This window comes from Serratia proteamaculans (assembly GCF_008830365.1).
In the GTDB taxonomy this organism is placed as follows: Bacteria; Pseudomonadota; Gammaproteobacteria; order Enterobacterales; family Enterobacteriaceae; genus Serratia; species Serratia proteamaculans.
On record NZ_WBKI01000004.1, the window covers coordinates 113526 to 130546 of the forward strand.

The following is a 17021-nucleotide window of genomic DNA, read 5'->3' on the forward strand; positions in this document are numbered from 1 at the left end:
TTTTGCGGTGCTAATCGCATTAACAGCAAATTTCCTACTTCTGGCTTAAATTAAGAGTGATTCACTGTTTTTTTCTGCTAGAGAAAATCAATAAGCTACATTTACCCTTTCCAGGTGACTTTCCGCTACCTGCTTTAGGAATGTTCGTTACTGAAGGGCCAAATCCGGGGCGCGGCTAATGGTTCGCATATTGTTACATCCCTCGTTCTGTCGTTAAAATGCCGAAAAAACACACGGATGACCTTCTGAATGGATTCAGTTACTCAACGGCTCTCGGCAGCTTTATTGTGCATTTTATTCTCCTCCGCCACCGGCGCTAACCTGCTTAGCCCGGCGGATCGTGACACCATCCAACAGCAGCAGCGCGAATTGCTGGACCAAAACCAGCAGCAGCGGCAGGAACTGCAACGCAGCCTGACGCCGACCTTGCCCGTAACCCCGGCACCCAATGCCAGCGCTGGTGGCCCTTGCTTCACCATCAACCATATTCGGCTGGAAGGCGCGGATCACCTGCCTGCCAGTGCGCAACGCAAACTTACTCAGGATTATCTGCAGCAATGCCTGAATCTGGGCCAAATCCAAACGCTGATACAGAAGATCTCCGATTGGTATATCAGCCGCGGCTATATCACCAGCCGCGCATTCCTGACCGAGCAGGATTTGTCGCGTGGCGAGCTACGGTTGCTGGTGCTGGAAGGCAAGCTGGAAAAGATCCTGCTGGAACAGCGCGACGATCGCATGTTGAAAATGGCTTTCCCCGGCCTGCAGGGCAATCTTCTCAATCTGCGGGATATCGAACAGGGCATGGAGCAGCTCAATCGCCTGCGGCAGCAGCCGGTGCAGATTGAAATTCTGCCCGGCAGCAAACCGGGTTATTCGGTGGTCAATTTGAGCGCCAAACCCGAGTTCCCGCTGATGCTGGGGCTGGGGTTTGATAATAGCGGTCAGAAGAGCACCGGCACCGGTCAAATCAACGGCTCGCTGACCGGCAATAATCTGTTTGGCGTGGCGGACCAGTGGTTCGTTTCCGGCGCGCGCAGCAGCGATTTCGCCAAGGATCACGACGCACGCAGCGTGCAGGCTGGCGTCAGCCTGCCTTATGGCTATTGGCTGTTGGATTATAACTATGCCTACAGCGACTACCTGACCACCATCGACAATCAGGGCTTTGACTGGCGATCCAGCGGCGACAGCCAGACTCACCGATTGAGTTTGTCGCGGGTACTGTTTCGCGACGGTGAAATGAAAACCGGCCTGTCTCTGGGGCTGACGCACCGCATTAACCGTAACGCTCTCAACGATACCCGGCTGGAAAGCAGCAGCCGCAAGCTGACCAGCGTTACGCTGGGGCTCAGCCATAGCCAGAAATTGCTGGGTGGCTTTGCCACGCTAAACCCGGCTTACAGCCGCGGTGTGCCCTGGCTGGGTGCCGAAGACGACAGCGGCAAAATCAAGGAAGCGCCACGCGCCGAGTTTCACAAGCTTTCGCTTTCCGGCAGTTACTACTTGCCGTTGACGCAGGACTGGACTTACCTCACCAGCCTGTACGGCCAGTGGACACCCCAACGTTTGTACGGCAGCGAGCGCCTGACTATCGGCGGCGAGAGCTCGGTGCGCGGCTTCAAAGAGCAGTATCTTTCCGGCGACCAGGGCGGCTACTGGCGCAATGAAGTTAACCGGACGCTGGTGACGCTGCCGTATCTGGGCAGTATCAACGCCCTGGCCGCGCTGGACGGCGGCTGGCTGCATCACGACGCGCTGGACACCAACGCTTCCGGCACGCTGTGGGGCGGTGCCATCGGGCTGGGCAGCCGTAACCGCCATTTCGGCAGCCAGCTGACCGTCGGCTGGCCGCTGGCTTACCCTGACTGGCTGAAGCCGGATCGGGTTTCGGTGTATTACCGGGTCAATATCGTACTTTAACCCTAACGTACAGGAAGGTTTCAGGGATGAAACACAAACATAATCAACCGCTCAATGCCTATCAGCGCCTGCTGAGCTACACCCTGTGCGGCCTGCTGGCCGGCCAGCCGCTGCTCCCGGTTTTTGCCGCAGGCATTAACGTCGCCGAAGGGAATACCCGCGTCGATCAGGCCGCCAATGGCGTGCCGGTGGTTAATATCGCCACACCGAACCAGGCCGGTATTTCTCATAATAAATACGACGATTTCAACGTCGGCAAAGAAGGTCTGATCCTCAATAACGCTACCGGTCAGCTCAACCAGAGCCAACTGGGCGGCCTGATCCAGAATAACCCCAACCTGCAGGCCGGCAAGGCAGCACAGGGCATCATTAGCGAAGTGGTGGCGCCCAATCCTTCGCAGCTGCAAGGCTACCTGGAAGTAGCGGGCAAGCAGGCCAGCGTGATGGTGGCCAACCCCTATGGCATCACCTGCGACGGCTGCGGTTTTATCAATACCCCCAATGTGACGTTGACCACCGGCAAACCGGTGCTGGGTGCCGACGGCAAGCTGCAGGCGCTGGAGGTGACTCAGGGTGCGATCACCGTTCAGGGCAAAGGGCTGGACGCCAGCCAGAGCGATAAATTCGCCCTGATCGCCCGCGCCACCGAGATCAACGCAAAACTGCATGCCAAAGACGCCCGTGTCACGCTCGGTGCCAACCGGGTAGACGCCGCAGGCAACGCCACGCCGATCGCCGGCCACGGCGCCGCACCCAGGGTGGCCATCGATACCGGCGCGCTCGGCGGCATGTATGCCAACCGCATCCATCTGGTGTCCAGCGAACAGGGCGTGGGGGTAAACCTCGGCAACCTTAACGCCCGCGAGGGGGATATCAACCTCGACGCCAGGGGCAAGCTGACGCTGCACAATTCGTTGGCGCAGGGCGCGTTGAGCGCGAATGCGGCCGACATGGCGCTGAGCGGCAGCCACCAGGCCGGGCAGGCGATGACCCTGAACGGCGGCGATATCGCGCTGGATCAGGCCACGCTGAGCGCGACAGGCGATATGACGCTTGACGCTGCCGGCAAACTGCAGGCCGACGGCAGCACACTGCTGGCCGGCGCCGATCAGCAACTACGGGCCACCGCCGCGCAAACGCTGAAGGTGAACGCCGGGGAGCAGCAATGGAATAACAGCCGCCTCACGGCCGGGGCGATAACGGTGCAGGCGCAAGGTGGCCTGCAGCTGGACGGTACATCGACGCTCACCGGGTTGAAGCGGTTGGATCTGCAGGCCGGCGCGTTGACGCTGGCGGGTAAGGTTGCCTCTGGCGGCGATCTGCAACTGAACGCCGCTAGCCTCAATGGTGGAACGACCAGCCGGGTGAGCGCCGAAGGCGATATCGGGCTGACGCTCAGCGGTGATGGCGACTGGCAGGGAACGTTGACTGCCGGGCGTGACCTGCAATTGCAAGCTAACAAGTTAAATAACCATGGCCAATTGGCCGCTAATCGCGACAGCCGGGTTCAGGCGCAACAACTGACCAACACCGGATTGATGCAGGCGCAGGGGGCGCAGAACCTGACCGGCAGCCAGTTGGATAACAACGGCAAACTGCAGGCGGGCGGTACGCTGACGATCAACGCCGATGGCGTGAACAATCAGGGGCTGATCGGTTCTCAACAACGACTTGATTTGACGGTGAAAAACGGCCTGAACCTGGACGGGGCGCTGTATACCGACGGCCCGCTGAGGGTGCAGGCGGGCGAGTTTTTACTGGCCGGCAGCACTACCGGCAAACAGGGCGTCGCATTTAATGGCGGCGTGCTGAAAACCGCACAGGGTTCCTCGCTACTCAGTGATGGCGACATCGCGCTCCAGGCGGGTGAGGTGCGGCTCGGCGGGCTGCTTTCTGCGGAGCGCGAGCTGACGATCGACAGCCAACGGCTGATTGCCGCTGCGAGCGGGCAAACTCAGGCCAAACAGGGCATGTCTCTGAACGTCGCCGAGGGGGCGCAACTTGCCGGGGTGTTCAGCACGCTGGGGGATCTGAAGGTCAGCGGCGCTACGGTGGACAATACCGCAGAGATCGGCGCGCGCAACCTCGACTGGCGTGGGAATTATTTGAGTCAGCGCGGGCAATTACACGCCAGTGAGCAATTGACGCTGGCCGTAAATCGTCTTGACCAGCAGGGTGAATTGCTGGCCGGCAAGCAACTGACCCTGCGCGGCGAACGGCTGGCCAACAGCGGATCAATAGGTGCTGCGGCGCTGGATTTGGCCTTCACGCAGTCGCTAGATAACCTGGGCGAGCTGGTGGCGAACAACGCGCTGACGCTGGCTACCCCGGTGCTGAATAACGCCGGACGGCTTGCGGCGAACGACGTCGCAATCAATACGGACGATTTGGACAACGGTGGGTTGTTGCAGGCCAAAGGCAAGGCGGATGTCACCGCCAATGAGCTGAAGAACCACCTGTCGGGCAGGATCTTGGCCGGCGGTGCGCTGGCGCTGCAAGCTGGGCAACTGAACAACGCCGGCAAGTTGCAGGGGCAGGCTATTGATATTACCGCGCAACGCTGGGACAACGCCGGCAGCGCGCTGGGAATTGACGGGCTGACCGCGCGGGGCGGCCAAATGGATAACCAGGGGCAGATATTGAGCCGCGGGGCGTTGGCGTTGAACGGCGACAGGCTGGACAACCGCGGTAAGGTCTTGACGGAAGGTGCGCTGCGGCTGAAGACCGACAGCATCGATAACCGGGGGGAAGTTCAGGGTGACAGTGCGCAGATCGAAGCCGACGCGTTGAACAACAGCGGCAACCTGATCGGCGTGAAAAAGCTGGCGCTGCAACTGCAACAGGATCTGCATAACCTTGCCGCTGGCCGGTTGCTGAGCGGCGGCGAACTCAACGTCGCGGCGGCAGCGGTCAATAACGCCGGGCTCTGGCAGGGCGATCGCATTCTGCTGTCGGCGCGGCAGCTGGATCATACCGGTACCTTGCAGGCGCAACAGTTGATCCGCGTGGATCTGAGCGGCGATCTCAACGCCGGTGCGGGCAGCAAAATCGTCTCTAATGGCGAAGTGGCGCTGACGGCGCTGGCGTTGAACAATCAGGGCAGCTGGCAGGCCGCCGCATTGCGCCTGAAAGGCGATAATCTGAATAACGGCGGCGTGCTGGCCGGCGTTAACCGGCTCGATGCCGAGATCGCCGGTGCAGCAGTGCAGCAGGCCTCGGGACAGATGCTGAGCGACGGTGAACTGCGGCTGAATGCGGAACGCATCGAGAATCCGGGCCTGATGCAGGCGGAGGATCTGCGGCTTACTGCCGTGCAATTGGACAACGGCGGCAGGTTGCTGGGGAAAAACAGCCTTAATGCTGAGCTGAGTGGGGTGTTCAATAACCTGGCCGGCGGCAACGTGCGCAGCCAAAATGCGCTGCAACTGACGGCGGCGGAGCTGAACAACGGCGGTGAGATGCAGGGAGATGGCCGCAGTGAACTGCGGCTGGATCGTCAGTTGATCAACCCGGGCAAACTGATCGTCGGCGGCGCGTTGGATCTGCGGGCACCAACGCTGAATAACGCTGGCTGGCTGCAGGCGGGTAGCCTGATCGTCAACGGATCGCAGCTTGATAACAGCGGTACACTGCTCGCCGCCGGCGATAACCAACTGACGCTTAACAAGCTGAACAATCAGGGGACGCTGCAAGGCGGCAATCTGCAACTGAAGGCGGACAGCCTGGAGAATGCCGGTACGCTGCTGGCGACGCGCCAGATGGCGATCGAAGCGCGGCAGATGAATAACCGACAGAGCGGCAAGCTGTTCAGCGCCGGTGATGCGGTGCTGGCTGGCAGCCTGTTGAATCAGTACGGGCAACTGGTGACGTTGGGCAATATCGCGCTGACGCTGAAAGAGGCCTTTACTCAGCAAGGTATTCTGGCGGCGGGCAATGCGCTGAGCCTTGAAGCCGACGGCGATATTCTGCTGCAAGGGACCACTCAGGGGCAAAGCCTGAACCTGCGCAGCCATGGATTGCTGACTAACGCCGGCACGGTACGCGGCGGTGGCGGAGAGGTGCGTCTCGAGGCTGAGAGCATCAAACAAAACGATGGCGCCAGCTTGCAATCGGGTGGGCGAGTGCAACTGCTCAGCCGCAGCGACATTACCAACAAGGGTTTTATCGGTACCGCCGGCGATCTGCTGCTGATTGCCGCCAATCAGCTGTTTAACAGCGGCATGCTGTACGGCGGCGGCAATATGCAACTGCTGGCAGATCGCATCGTCAACCAGCGTGGCGATATTCTGGCGGGCAACAGCCTGTGGATGCAGAAAGATGCCGACGGCAATGCCAACAGCGAGATCGTCAATACTTCCGGCACCGTCGAGACCGAAAACGGCGATATCCAGATAAAAACCGCGCACCTGCTTAATCAACGTGATGGCCTGAAAACCTCGGTTACGCAGGAGGATCTGACGCAGAAATACGATTGGCTGAACGGCGCTACCGCCAGCATTCCGTTGAGTTTCTTTAACGACGACGAGTATGGTTACTACACCGTCACCACCTGGCATCAATTGGCGGGGAATGACGCGCGGGAAATCACCAAGGTGTACACCTACGCCTCGCCGTATGCCACCACCCGTGAGGTAGCGCTGTCGGTCAGCAAAGTGACGGTCAGCAGCGAGGGCGGTGCGGCGCGCATTGCCGCCGGCCGCAATATGGCTGTGAATGCCGCGACCCTGGATAACCTGGCCAGCGATATTCTGGCCAACGGGGATATTGCGCTCTCCGGCGGCACACTGAATAACCAGTCCTGGGCGGCGGGCACGGAAACGCGTTATCAAACTTATACCTATCAAAAACCTGAGCTGCCGGGCTCGGATCGCCCACCTCGGGTATCGGAGGTTTCCCCCATCAATGACTATTCGAAAGGGAAAATCGACGATAAACATATTCACTACAAGGCCAGTGGTGAGGTGCGGACCGAACGCACCGACGACGGCGTCTACCGTTCGGTGATTCAGGCTGGCGGTGCGGTTAATGCCAGCTTTACTGACACGATCAGCAACACGGCAGTAACGCCGAATGCCGGGAGCCTGGGGCATACGATCGCCCGGCCGACGCTCGACAGCCTGCAACAGCCGGGTGCCATCGACGGTGCACAACAGCAGGGGCTGGCGGGCGATCAGGGTGTCGCCGTCGGCGGCCCGGCATGGCGCGACAGTCTGCAGAGTGCATTGGGTTCGCTCGGCAACAACGCCGCCGAACTGGCGGATTACCCGCTGCCGAATGGCGGCAATGGCCGCTTCGTCCCGACCGAGGATCCGAACAGCCCGTATCTGATCACCACCAACCCCAAACTGGATGGTCTGGGGCAACTGGACAGCGGCCTGTTCAACGATTTGTACGCCATGCTGGGCCAGCAGCCCGGCGCTGCGCCGCGCGAGAATGACAGCCGTTTCACTAACGAGACGCAGTTTATCGGTTCGGCCTATTTCCTCGATCGTCTCAAACTGAATCCGGACTACGACTACCGCTTCCTTGGTGATGCGGCGTTCGATACCCGTTATATCAGCAACGCCCTGCTGACCCAGACCGGCAAGCGCTATATCAACGGCGTCGGCTCCGATCTGCATCAGATGCAACAGCTTATCGACAATGCCGCCCAGGCGCAGAGCGGCCTGAATTTGCAGCTCGGGATCAGCTTGACACCGCAGCAGGTGGCACAACTGGACAGCAGCATAGTCTGGTGGGAGAAGGTGACGGTCAATGGCCAGACGGTGCTGGCACCGAAGCTGTACCTGGCCAAAAAAGATCTGGCACCGCTCAGTGGCAGCGTGATTGCAGGCAACAGCGTTAATCTGAATGCCGGCAGCATCGGCAACGACGACAGTACGTTGCAGGGCGGCGAACGGCTGAGCGCGACCAGCCAGAGCGGCATCAGCAATATCAATCGCGGGCTGATCGACGCCGCGGGCGAATTGCAACTCACCGCCATCGGCGATATCAACAATGTCGGTTCCACCCTCAGCGGCCGGCAGGTGGCGCTGGAAAGCCTCGACGGCAGCATCATCAATAAAACCCAGACCCGTCAATGGGATGCCAAAGGTTCTCTGGGCGGCGAGTCCCTGACCCTGTCGCGCACTGAAATCGGCGATATTGCCGCCATCAGTGCCGAAGACGGGCTGAGCATGCAGGCCGGGCGGAATATCGACATCACCGGCGCGAAAGTGACCTCCGGTGGTGGGATGAGCCTGCAAGCGGGTGGCGACGTTAACCTGATTGCCAACAACACCTATACCGCCGACAGCGCGGACGGCGGCCGCTGGGGGGGCGGGCTTAAAGAAAGCGAAGTGCGCGGCAGCCAGGCCAGTGAGATCAGCGCAGGCGGGGCGCTGGGCGTGAAAGCCGGGCAGGATCTTAACCTGGCAGCCAGCCAGATCGGCAGCAAGGGGGATGCCGCATTGAGTGCAGGCCGCGACATCAACCTGCACACCGCCGAACAGAGCCAACGCCAGAAAACCGACGGCAACGAGCGCATCGGCAGTGGCGCTACCCGCAGCGCCCTCAGCAGCGGCGGCGATTTGCAATTGCAGGCCGGGCGTGACCTGAACTCGCAGGCGGCGGCGATAGTGGCGGATAACCATGTCGGGCTGAACGCCGGGCGTGACCTTAACCTCAACGCGCAGCAAAGTCGGGAGTATCAGGCGAGCCACGACGGCGGCAAGCAGCAGGTGAACGACTCTTTCCGCCAACAGGCACTGACATCGCCAGCGGCGGCGATACGCACATGCAGGCCGGACGCGACGCGACCCTCAACGCCGCGCAGGTGCAGGCAGGCGGCGACGTCTCGGTCAACGCCGGGCGCGATATCGCGCTCAACAGCGCCACCGAGAGCGACTACAGCTTCTTCGAGGAGACCAAAACCAGGAAAGGCTTGCTGTCCAAAACCACCACCCATACGGTGAAAGAGGACTATGCCACCCGCGAGAAGGGCAGCTTGCTGAGCGGCAATAACGTTTCGCTCAACGCGGGCAACGACCTGAAGGTACAGGGCTCGACGGTAGTGGGCGACGGCAAGGTCAACCTGCAGGCGGGCAATAATGTCGCGATCGTGGCGGCCACCGAAGAACAATCGAGTTACCGGCTGAACGAGAAGAAAACCAGCGGCATGTTCAGCGGCGGCGGCATCGGCGTAACCTTCGGCAGCACCTCGTCGCGCCACCAGTTGAACGAAGACGGCACCACCCAAAGCCAGAGCGTCAGCACCATTGGCTCGACCGGCGGCGACGTGAATATCATCGCAGGCGGCAAGGCGCATATCGGCGGCGCGGATGTGATTGCGGATAAGAATCTGAACGTGGTGGCGGGGGACATCAGGATCGATCCGGGCAATGACCTGCTGCGGCGCAAGGAGCGCTACGAGCAGAAGCAGAGCGGGTTGACGGTGTCGGTGTCCAGCCCCATCACCGATACCCTGCTGGCGATCAATGATTCGCTGAAGCGTGTGGAGGACACCGGCGACGGCAGGCTGAAAGCCCTCTACGCGGTACAGGCCGTGCGCGCCGGTTGGGTTAACTCGGAGGCTAGCGCCGATCAGGCGCAGGGGCTGGCCAACGGTGAGCTGTCCAATAGCGTGAAAGTGCAACTGAGCGTGGGTGCCAGCAAAAGCACCTCCGAGTCTGAACTGGCGCAAAACCAGGTACGCGGCAGCAACCTGACGGCGGGCGGCAATGTCGCGCTGGTCGCCACGGGGGCGAACGGAGCCGGCGGTGACGTGCATGTCAGCGGCAGCGGTATCACTGGCAACAAGGTGACGTTGGTGGCGCAAAACGACGTGTTGCTGGATGCGGCAAGCAACAACAGGGAGCAGACCAGCAAGAACAACAGCAGCGGCTGGAGCGCCGGGGTGCATATCTCGCTGGGACAAGAGACCGGCATTGGTGCCTCGGCCAGCGGCTATCAGTCGAAAGGTGCCAGCGACGGTAACAGCACCGAGTACGTTAACACGCGGGTGAATGCGCGGGATGAACTGAGCCTGAGCAGCGGGCGCGATACGGTGCTGTCCGGCGCTCAGGCGTTGGGTGACAAGATTAAGGTGGATGCCGGTCGTGACCTGTCCATCAGCAGCCTGCAGGATACCGACGATTACCACAGCTGGCAGAAGGACAGCAGCGCGGGAGCCAGCTTTACCTTCGGTTCGATGACGGGGTCGGCATCGCTGAGCATGAGCCAGACCAAAATCGACAGCGAATACGCCAGCGTGGGAGAGCAAAGCGGGCTGTTCGCGGGTGATAAAGGGTTTGATATTAACGTCGGCAAACACACTCAGCTTAATGGCGGGGTGATTGCCTCGACGGCGGACAGCATCAAAAACCAGTTGTCGACCGGTACGCTGGGCTGGGACGCCATCGATAACAAGGCGGAATACAAGGCCGGCAGCAGCGGGTTCGGCCTGTCGACCGGCGGGCCAACCGGTGGCGGGTTGGCGAAGGAGAAGGGCAAGGCGAGCGGTACCACGCAGTCGGCCATCGCTGCGGGCCAGATTGATATCCGCGATACGGCGAACCAAACTCAGGATGTCGCAGAGTTAAGCCGGGATACGGACAACGCCAACGGACGCATCGATAAAATCTTCGATGAAGCGAAGGTGAAGGACAATCTGGCGTTTACCCAGGGGGTGACGCAACTGGCAACGCAGCTGGTGAGCGACTACGGCAACAAGCAGTTGTTGCAGGCGCAGCGTGCAGCGGCGGAGAAATTGAGCAAAGACCCGGCTTACCTGAGTGCCTCGCCAGAGCAGCGGCAGCAGATGCTGGAGGCCTCGCCGGAGTATAAGGCGGCGCAAGAAGCGTATGGGGTCGGCAGCAACTTCTGGGCCGCGGGTACGGCCATCAGCGCGGCGCTGGCGGGGCTCAGCGGCGGTGATATCGGGGCGGCGGTGGGTGGTGCGCTGGCCCCCTATCTGGCGAAGGAAATCAAAAGCCGGACGGAGGGCAACACGGCGGCGAACGCGGCAGCGCATGCGGTGGCGGGAGCCCTGGTGGCGCTGGTGTCGGGCAATAACGTGGCGGCGGGAGCTGCGGGTGCGGCGAGTGGTGAACTGGCTGCTAAAATTATCAGCGAGCAGTATTATGGCAAGGTGCCGTCGGCGCTGACGGAGGCCGAGAAGCAAAACGTCAGCGCGCTGAGCCAACTGGCGGCAGGGCTGGCGGGCGGACTGATAGCGGACAGCACGGCGGGCGCCGTGGGCGGTAGCGTGGCCGGTAAGACGGCGGTGGAGAATAATGCGCTGAGTCCGAATGACTTCGGGAAGGGCATGGCGGATATAGGCATGTCGCAAACCTCGCTCGGTGCCTCCATGCTGCAAGGTGGTGCTTCACCGGATGAAATCATAGCAGCGCTAGTCAAGAACTCTCAGGGAGATATGCCGGAAGGCCAAGATGCGGTTAAAGGTCTGTTGACCGCCTGGGGTGAGTTCTTCGGGGTGCCGGTCAGTGCGTTGACGGCAAATGGAGAAATGACGCCAGCAAAAGCCGCAGAAATCATGGCCAGCGGTGTACCAACCAGTGAAGCGAAACTGGTGCAGTATGTGCTTGCTAAAGCCGTTCTAACCGTGGCAAAAAGTTCTGATCTGGGGCTATCGGCATCGAATCAGAAATATGTAGATATCCTTTCACCAGAAGCTAAACAGCATATCTTGTACGGTGATAGCCCTACGCAGGGTGGACATCTATATCCAGGAAATTCAGGTAAAACAGTCTTCCCTCAAAACTGGTCAGCGGACAAAGTTGTCCATGAGATAGGTGATATAGCTACTTCACCTGATACTCAATGGTTCGCTCAGACTGGGACTGGCGGGCTGTATACGAATGCCGGGAAACCGGCAAGATGGGCTGCTTGGGAAGTGCGGGATGGTGTTAGAGTTCGAGTGGTATACGAGCCAGCTAATGGGAAAATTATAACAGCGTTCCCAGATAGTAATCCTACCCCTCCAGCCTTAAAACAGATTAAGAAATAGAGTGGATGTAATGGATATTAATGACAAAATTAGATCATTAGGTGAAGGACTAAAGGATCGGTTGGATCCTTCTCTGGTCGACTTTGCTCTTGAGTATATTGGGTTCTCAGAGAATGTATTAGCGTTCGAAACTCTATGTGACCATATCGCTGATCATGATGTTGTGATTAGTAAAGATGAGTATATACAAGTGCTTAAAATAGCCAACGATCTTGGCTTGGAAATAGACAGTAGATATACATATATAAATCCAGAAAAAGAATCTTCGTAAATCGATGCAACCCCGGCCTTGGCCGGGGTCTTTGCTTCTATGCCCTGAGAACTTCCTCTTCTCGCCGCAGTAACCGGATCATCCCGGTTGCAGCGGTGATATCGGGGCGGCGGGAGCTGCGGGTGCGGCGAGTGGTGAACTGGCTGCTAAAATTATCAGCGAGCAGTATTATGGCAAGGTGCCGCCGGCGCTGACGGAGGCCGAGAAGCAAAACGTCAGCGCGCTGAGCCAACTGGCGGCAGGGCTGGCGGGCGGACTGATAGCGGACAGCACGGCGGGCGCCGTGGGCGGTAGCGTGGCCGGTAAGACGGCGGTGGAGAATAATGCGCTGAGTCCGAATGACTTCGGGAAGGGCATGGTGAATTACGGTCAATCGGTACAATCCTACGCGCAATATGCTCAGGACAAGAACCTGCCACCGGAACAGGTTCAGGCCGATCTGGCCCGGATGGTAAAAGGTGATTTGCCGGAAGGCGCTGATATCGTTAAGGCCATCCTGAGCAACAACCCTGGCTCCGATACCATCATGGCATTGCTGACAGCGGAAGAAGCGAAAGATTACGCGCTAGCGCTACTGACGTCGATCCCTGCAGAAAAAGCGTTAGCTGTGGTAAGCAAGGGCGCCACTGTTATCAGCAATAAGATGCTGATCAGTGCAGCGGAGAAGATCTCAACGGCGAAAATTGGGAAACAATTTACAGCGCCGAGAGATCTGAATGAGCAGGTATTGTGGAATCAAATTGAAAAAGCCCCATCAAGTGGGATTAAATTCTCAGATAAAGGAATGGGGTTAAATAATGATCCTCGCTTCCCTAAATCTGCTGGATTTGAAAAAATGACGGTTAGCCATGAACTTCCTGATGGAAGTAACATTGAAATTCATTATCAATACAACTCAGTGACTAATAAAGCATATGATATGAAAATCATTACGCCTAAACGTTCTGAGTTACAGGCAGGCCCATCTTTTGGGGGTGGCAAATGAAGATTAAAAGCCGAATTAGTGGACGTATTATTGACATACTTGGTATTTACTGGGTTTTGTCAGTGGATGGTTCCTGCACTGAAACAATATTTCTTGGTTTACCGAAAAATAGTGGTGGCTTAGTTCCTTATCGAATAACAGGTAAGCTTGTAGATAGAGTGGAAATTATTGATCCGTCAATACCCGATGGCTTTATTTATTACTACTCAGGTATCTATCATAGAGCGTTAATTGAAGAGAATTTACTGGATGACCTTCGAGAATATGACGAAACCGCCTATAAGCGGTTCCTTGAGATCCTGAAAGCGGAAGGCAGCATAGATCAGGATTTTTATTAATCGTGCTTCATCTAACCCCGGCGAAGGCCGGGGTTCTCGCTTCTACGCCCTAAATCTTCCCACTTCCCGCTGCTACAACTGGATCACACTGGGTGCGGGGGGGATCTCCAGTTAGTACGTTAACACGCGGGTGAATGCGCGGGATGAACTGAGCCTGAACAGCGGGCGCGATACGGTGCTGTCCGGCGCGCAGGCGCTGGGGGATAGAATCACCGCCGATGTTGGGCGTGACCTGACCCTGAGCAGTTTGCAAGACACGGATGAATATCACAGCGAACAAAAAGACGTCAGCGGCGGAGCGAGTTTCACCTTCGGTTCGATGACGGGCTCGGCCTCGCTGAGCGTTAACAAAACGAAGATAGACAGCGAATACGCCAGCGTGGGAGAGCAAAGCGGGCTGTTCGCGGGTGATAAAGGGTTTGATATTAACGTCGGCAAACACACTCAGCTTAATGGCGGGGTGATTGCCTCGACGGCGGACAGCATCAAAAACCAGCTGTCGATCGGTACGCCATCGATAACGAGGCGGAATACAAGGCCTGCCGCCGTTGGGGCGGTAGCCGTCATGCAAGCCCTGCACTCTAAACCCGCACTTCCCCAATCCTCTCCAGTGCATCCACCACCAAATCCCAAAACTTATCCTGATCCAGCGTTACCGCCACTTGCGTGTGGCAGTCCGGCGGCGGCGCGGCGCGGAAGTCAGCCACGGTCATGCCCAGCGTCAGGGTACCTGTTAGTTCGATATCCACCGGCACCTTACGCACCGTCATCACTTCAGGGTCGATCACGTAGGCCACCGCGCAAGGGTCATGTACCGGCGGTGCGCTAAATCCCTGCGCCTGTTGGTACATCTTGCCGAAGAACGCGAGCAGCTCGCCGACGAATTTCGCCGGCCCGGTGCCGATGGCGGCAATGCGTTCACACACCTCCGGCGTGGCGAGCGCCTGATGGGTCAGGTCCAGCCCGACCATGGTCAGCGGCCACTTTTCATTAAACACGATGTGCGCCGCTTCAGGGTCAATCTTGATATTGAACTCCGCCACCGCGCTCCAGTTGCCCACGTGATAGCCGCCGCCCATCAGCACCACTTCCTTTACCCGCTCGACGATGCGCGGTTCTTTGCGCACCGCCATGGCAATGTTGGTCAGGCCGCCGGTCGGCACCAGCGTCACGCTACCCGGCGGATGCGCCATCAGCGTATCGATGATCAAGTCCACCGCATGGCGCGGCTCCAGCGTCAGGGTCGGCTCCGGCAATGCCGGGCCGTCGAGGCCGGACTCACCGTGAATATCGGGCGCTACCTCAATCTGCCGCACCAGCGGGCGCGGGCAGCCGGCGGCAAAGGGGACGTCGGTGATATTGGCGATACGCGCGACGGCCAGCGCGTTGCGGGTGACCTTATCCAGCGTCTGGTTGCCTACCACGGTGGTCACCGCCAGCAGTTCGATCTGCGGGTTGCCCCAGGCCAGCAGCAAGGCGATGGCGTCGTCATGCCCAGGGTCACAATCCAGTATGATTTTTTTCATTTTTATTCCCGATGCAGAGGAGAGGTGACCGCAGCATAGCGCAGCGTTGCAGAGCGGAGTAATGCCAATGGTGCTTTTGTTAATCGCATCAAAGCATTGCCAATGTTGCGGTGTAATTAAACGTAAATCCCCTCCCCGGCGCTTTACCCTGGAGTGGAGTCCATGGTTTACATTGCTGTTTAGTGCAACATAGAAAGGGGGAAATCATGACAAAGAACGGGTGGGCGCTGGCTGCCGTGCTGGCGGTAATGGGATTATGGACGCTGCTAGCCTGGGGCGTCTCCGGCGTGCTGGGCTGGTTACCTGCACTGGTGGGCATGGCGGAGAACGGCTCTGCGCAGTTGGCGCCCCAGTTTACCGGCTTGCTCAGCCTGGTGCCGCAGGCGCTGCTGGAGGGGTGGTTGCCGATGCTGCAAGAACTGGGGCGCTGGCTGGCCGGCTCTTTCCCGCTGTTGCTCACCTGGGCGGGCTACGCCGTTTGGTTAATCTGGGGGCTGGGCATGCTGGCGCTGTTGCTGCTTGGTGCCCTGGCGCGCCGTGTTCTGCTCAGCGATAGCCCTGATAGACTTCCCCCACGCGCTTAAAGTACTCGGTCAGGTAGTCGATACACACCTGTACCTTGAGCGGCAGTTTATCTTTCTCGGTGTACACCGCGTACACCGGGCGAGGATCCGCATGATAGCTTTTGAACAGGATCTCGATCTCTCCGCGTTTGATCTCTTCGATCACCCACATCAGCGGCGCATAGGCGATACCGGCCCCGGCTTTTAGCCAGCGGATCATGGTCTGTGAATCGTTGGTGACAAAGCGTCCCTGTGGTGCGATGCGCGTGCTGATGCCTTCCGGCGCGATCAGCTCGAATTCGCTATCTGGCCGTACGCTGTATTCCAGCCAGGAAAAATTGACCATGTCGCTCGGTTTTTGTGGCGTGCCGTACTGGCTGAGATAGTTTTTGGCGGCACACACCACCATCGGCATTGAACCCAGGCGTTTGGAGAACAGGCTGGAATCCTGCAGCGCGCCGGTACGGATCACCACGTCCAGCCCGTCAGCAATCAGATCCGGGGCGGGGATGCCGGTCACCAGGTTCACCGTCAGGCCAGGGTACTCTTTCAACATATCGGCGGTCATGGTCGCCAGCACGTTTTGCGCCATGGTGGAGGAACTGCCAATACGCAGCGTGCCGGTCGGCGTATTGTTAAACGCGTACAGCTGTTCGTGCACCTCGCTGACTTCCAGCAACATGCGGCGACAGCCCTGATAATAGATTTTTCCGGCCTCCGTCAGGCCAATGCTGCGCGTGCTGCGGTTTAGCAGCTTGACCTGCAGCTCATTCTCCAGTTTGGAGACGGTCTGGCTGATAGACGAAACGCTCATATCCAATTGGCGCGCTGCCGCAGTAAATGACCCGCATTCAACCACTTTGGCGAATACCGACATCCGTTTTAGTCTTTCCATTATTCACTCTGGCTTAAAAGTGATTTAGATCACAGATTGTTGATGAGTTGATAGTAAGCACGCTAATATAAACCGGTCGGGTGGAAAGACCTTACCAACGCGCGAGCGCGATCGGCAGCGCCATAATGGCCGATCCCTCCGGTATCCTCGCAGTCCCTATCGCGGATGTACGCTCCAGAGTTTACTCTTATTTCAGGTTCCTGACCTGCCTGGGCCGGAATTAGTGGTGCGTGTCGGCTAAAATGTAAAGAGAATGTGAATGGATAGAGTTCTTAACGCCCGGTGCAGTGAGTGATAAGGAAAAATTGATGAGTTTGCTTCCGGTTATGGTCATTTTCGGACTGTCGTTTCCCCCGATATTTTTTGAGTTGCTGCTTTCGCTAGCGCTGTTTTTTTTACTGCGCCGCCTGCTGCAACCCACCGGGATTTACGATTTTGTCTGGCATCCAGCGCTGTTTAACACCGCGCTGTACTGCTGTTTGTTCTATCTGATTACCTGTCTTTTCGTTTGAGG

General features: G+C 58.5%; 8 protein-coding genes and 3 pseudogenes. 9 read left to right on the forward strand and 2 right to left on the reverse strand.

Features of this window, described 5'->3' with window-relative positions:
• Window positions 1-249 precede the first annotated feature (249 nt).
• The 7 genes and pseudogenes from F8R23_RS16365 to F8R23_RS24435 all read left to right on the forward strand — a co-directional run.
• On the forward strand, window positions 250-1923 hold the full coding sequence (locus tag F8R23_RS16365; RefSeq protein WP_151415817.1) for a ShlB/FhaC/HecB family hemolysin secretion/activation protein: 1674 nt from the start codon (window positions 250-252) through the stop codon (window positions 1921-1923).
• Between the two features lie 26 nt (window positions 1924-1949).
• Window positions 1950-11215, forward strand: a pseudogene (locus F8R23_RS16370) (hemagglutinin repeat-containing protein); the annotation flags it as partial.
• Window positions 11216-11662: 447 nt separating this feature from the next.
• Window positions 11663-11929 (forward strand): annotated as a pseudogene (locus tag F8R23_RS24430) (EndoU domain-containing protein); the annotation flags it as partial.
• Window positions 11930-11939: 10 nt separating this feature from the next.
• Window positions 11940-12200, forward strand: a complete 261-nt coding sequence (locus tag F8R23_RS16385; protein ID WP_129938841.1) for a MafI family immunity protein — start codon at window positions 11940-11942, stop codon at window positions 12198-12200.
• Window positions 12201-12378: 178 nt separating this feature from the next.
• A complete protein-coding gene (locus tag F8R23_RS16390; protein ID WP_244953398.1) occupies window positions 12379-13185 on the forward strand; it encodes a VENN motif pre-toxin domain-containing protein in 807 nt (268 codons plus the stop codon).
• Window positions 13182-13523 carry a hypothetical protein gene (locus F8R23_RS16395; RefSeq protein WP_129938842.1) on the forward strand — a complete coding sequence of 114 codons (342 nt, stop codon included), beginning with the start codon at window positions 13182-13184 and terminating at the stop codon, window positions 13521-13523. The genes F8R23_RS16390 and F8R23_RS16395 overlap by 4 nt, the downstream gene beginning before the upstream one ends.
• Window positions 13524-13638: 115 nt before the next feature.
• Window positions 13639-14034, forward strand: a pseudogene (locus F8R23_RS24435) (hemagglutinin repeat-containing protein); the annotation flags it as partial.
• A gap of 70 nt (window positions 14035-14104) precedes the next feature.
• Here the strand turns inward: F8R23_RS24435 and uriH are convergent.
• The gene (gene uriH / locus F8R23_RS16410; RefSeq protein WP_151415818.1) at window positions 14105-15049 is read right to left on the reverse strand and encodes a uridine-preferring nucleoside hydrolase UriH; all 945 of its coding nucleotides are present in this window, start codon (window positions 15047-15049) and stop codon (window positions 14105-14107) included.
• 206 nt (window positions 15050-15255) lie between these two features.
• Between uriH and F8R23_RS16415 the strand changes: the two genes are divergently transcribed.
• A complete protein-coding gene (locus F8R23_RS16415) occupies window positions 15256-15633 on the forward strand; it encodes a hypothetical protein (RefSeq protein ID WP_129937230.1) in 378 nt (125 codons plus the stop codon).
• On the opposite strand, the gene aaeR is transcribed toward F8R23_RS16415, so the two are convergent.
• A complete protein-coding gene (aaeR, locus tag F8R23_RS16420; RefSeq protein WP_129937231.1) occupies window positions 15596-16507 on the reverse strand; it encodes an HTH-type transcriptional activator AaeR in 912 nt (303 codons plus the stop codon). The genes F8R23_RS16415 and aaeR overlap by 38 nt on opposite strands.
• A gap of 308 nt (window positions 16508-16815) precedes the next feature.
• On the opposite strand from aaeR, the gene aaeX reads away from it, so the two are divergent.
• A complete protein-coding gene (aaeX, locus tag F8R23_RS16425) occupies window positions 16816-17019 on the forward strand; it encodes a p-hydroxybenzoic acid efflux pump operon protein AaeX (RefSeq protein WP_012147087.1) in 204 nt (67 codons plus the stop codon).
• Window positions 17020-17021: the final 2 nt, after the last annotated feature.

What these genes read in the sequence shown, in the direction of transcription:
- aaeR (WP_129937231.1), bottom strand. Translation starts at nt 16,507, where the DNA reads ATGGAAAGACTAAAACGGATGTCGGTATTCGCCAAAGTGGTTGAATGC.
- aaeX (WP_012147087.1), top strand. Translation starts at nt 16,816, where the DNA reads ATGAGTTTGCTTCCGGTTATGGTCATTTTCGGACTGTCGTTTCCCCCG.
- uriH (WP_151415818.1), bottom strand. Translation starts at nt 15,049, where the DNA reads ATGAAAAAAATCATACTGGATTGTGACCCTGGGCATGACGACGCCATC.
- F8R23_RS16415 (WP_129937230.1), top strand. Translation starts at nt 15,256, where the DNA reads ATGACAAAGAACGGGTGGGCGCTGGCTGCCGTGCTGGCGGTAATGGGA.
- F8R23_RS16365 (WP_151415817.1), top strand. Translation starts at nt 250, where the DNA reads ATGGATTCAGTTACTCAACGGCTCTCGGCAGCTTTATTGTGCATTTTA.
- F8R23_RS16395 (WP_129938842.1), top strand. Translation starts at nt 13,182, where the DNA reads ATGAAGATTAAAAGCCGAATTAGTGGACGTATTATTGACATACTTGGT.
- F8R23_RS16385 (WP_129938841.1), top strand. Translation starts at nt 11,940, where the DNA reads ATGGATATTAATGACAAAATTAGATCATTAGGTGAAGGACTAAAGGAT.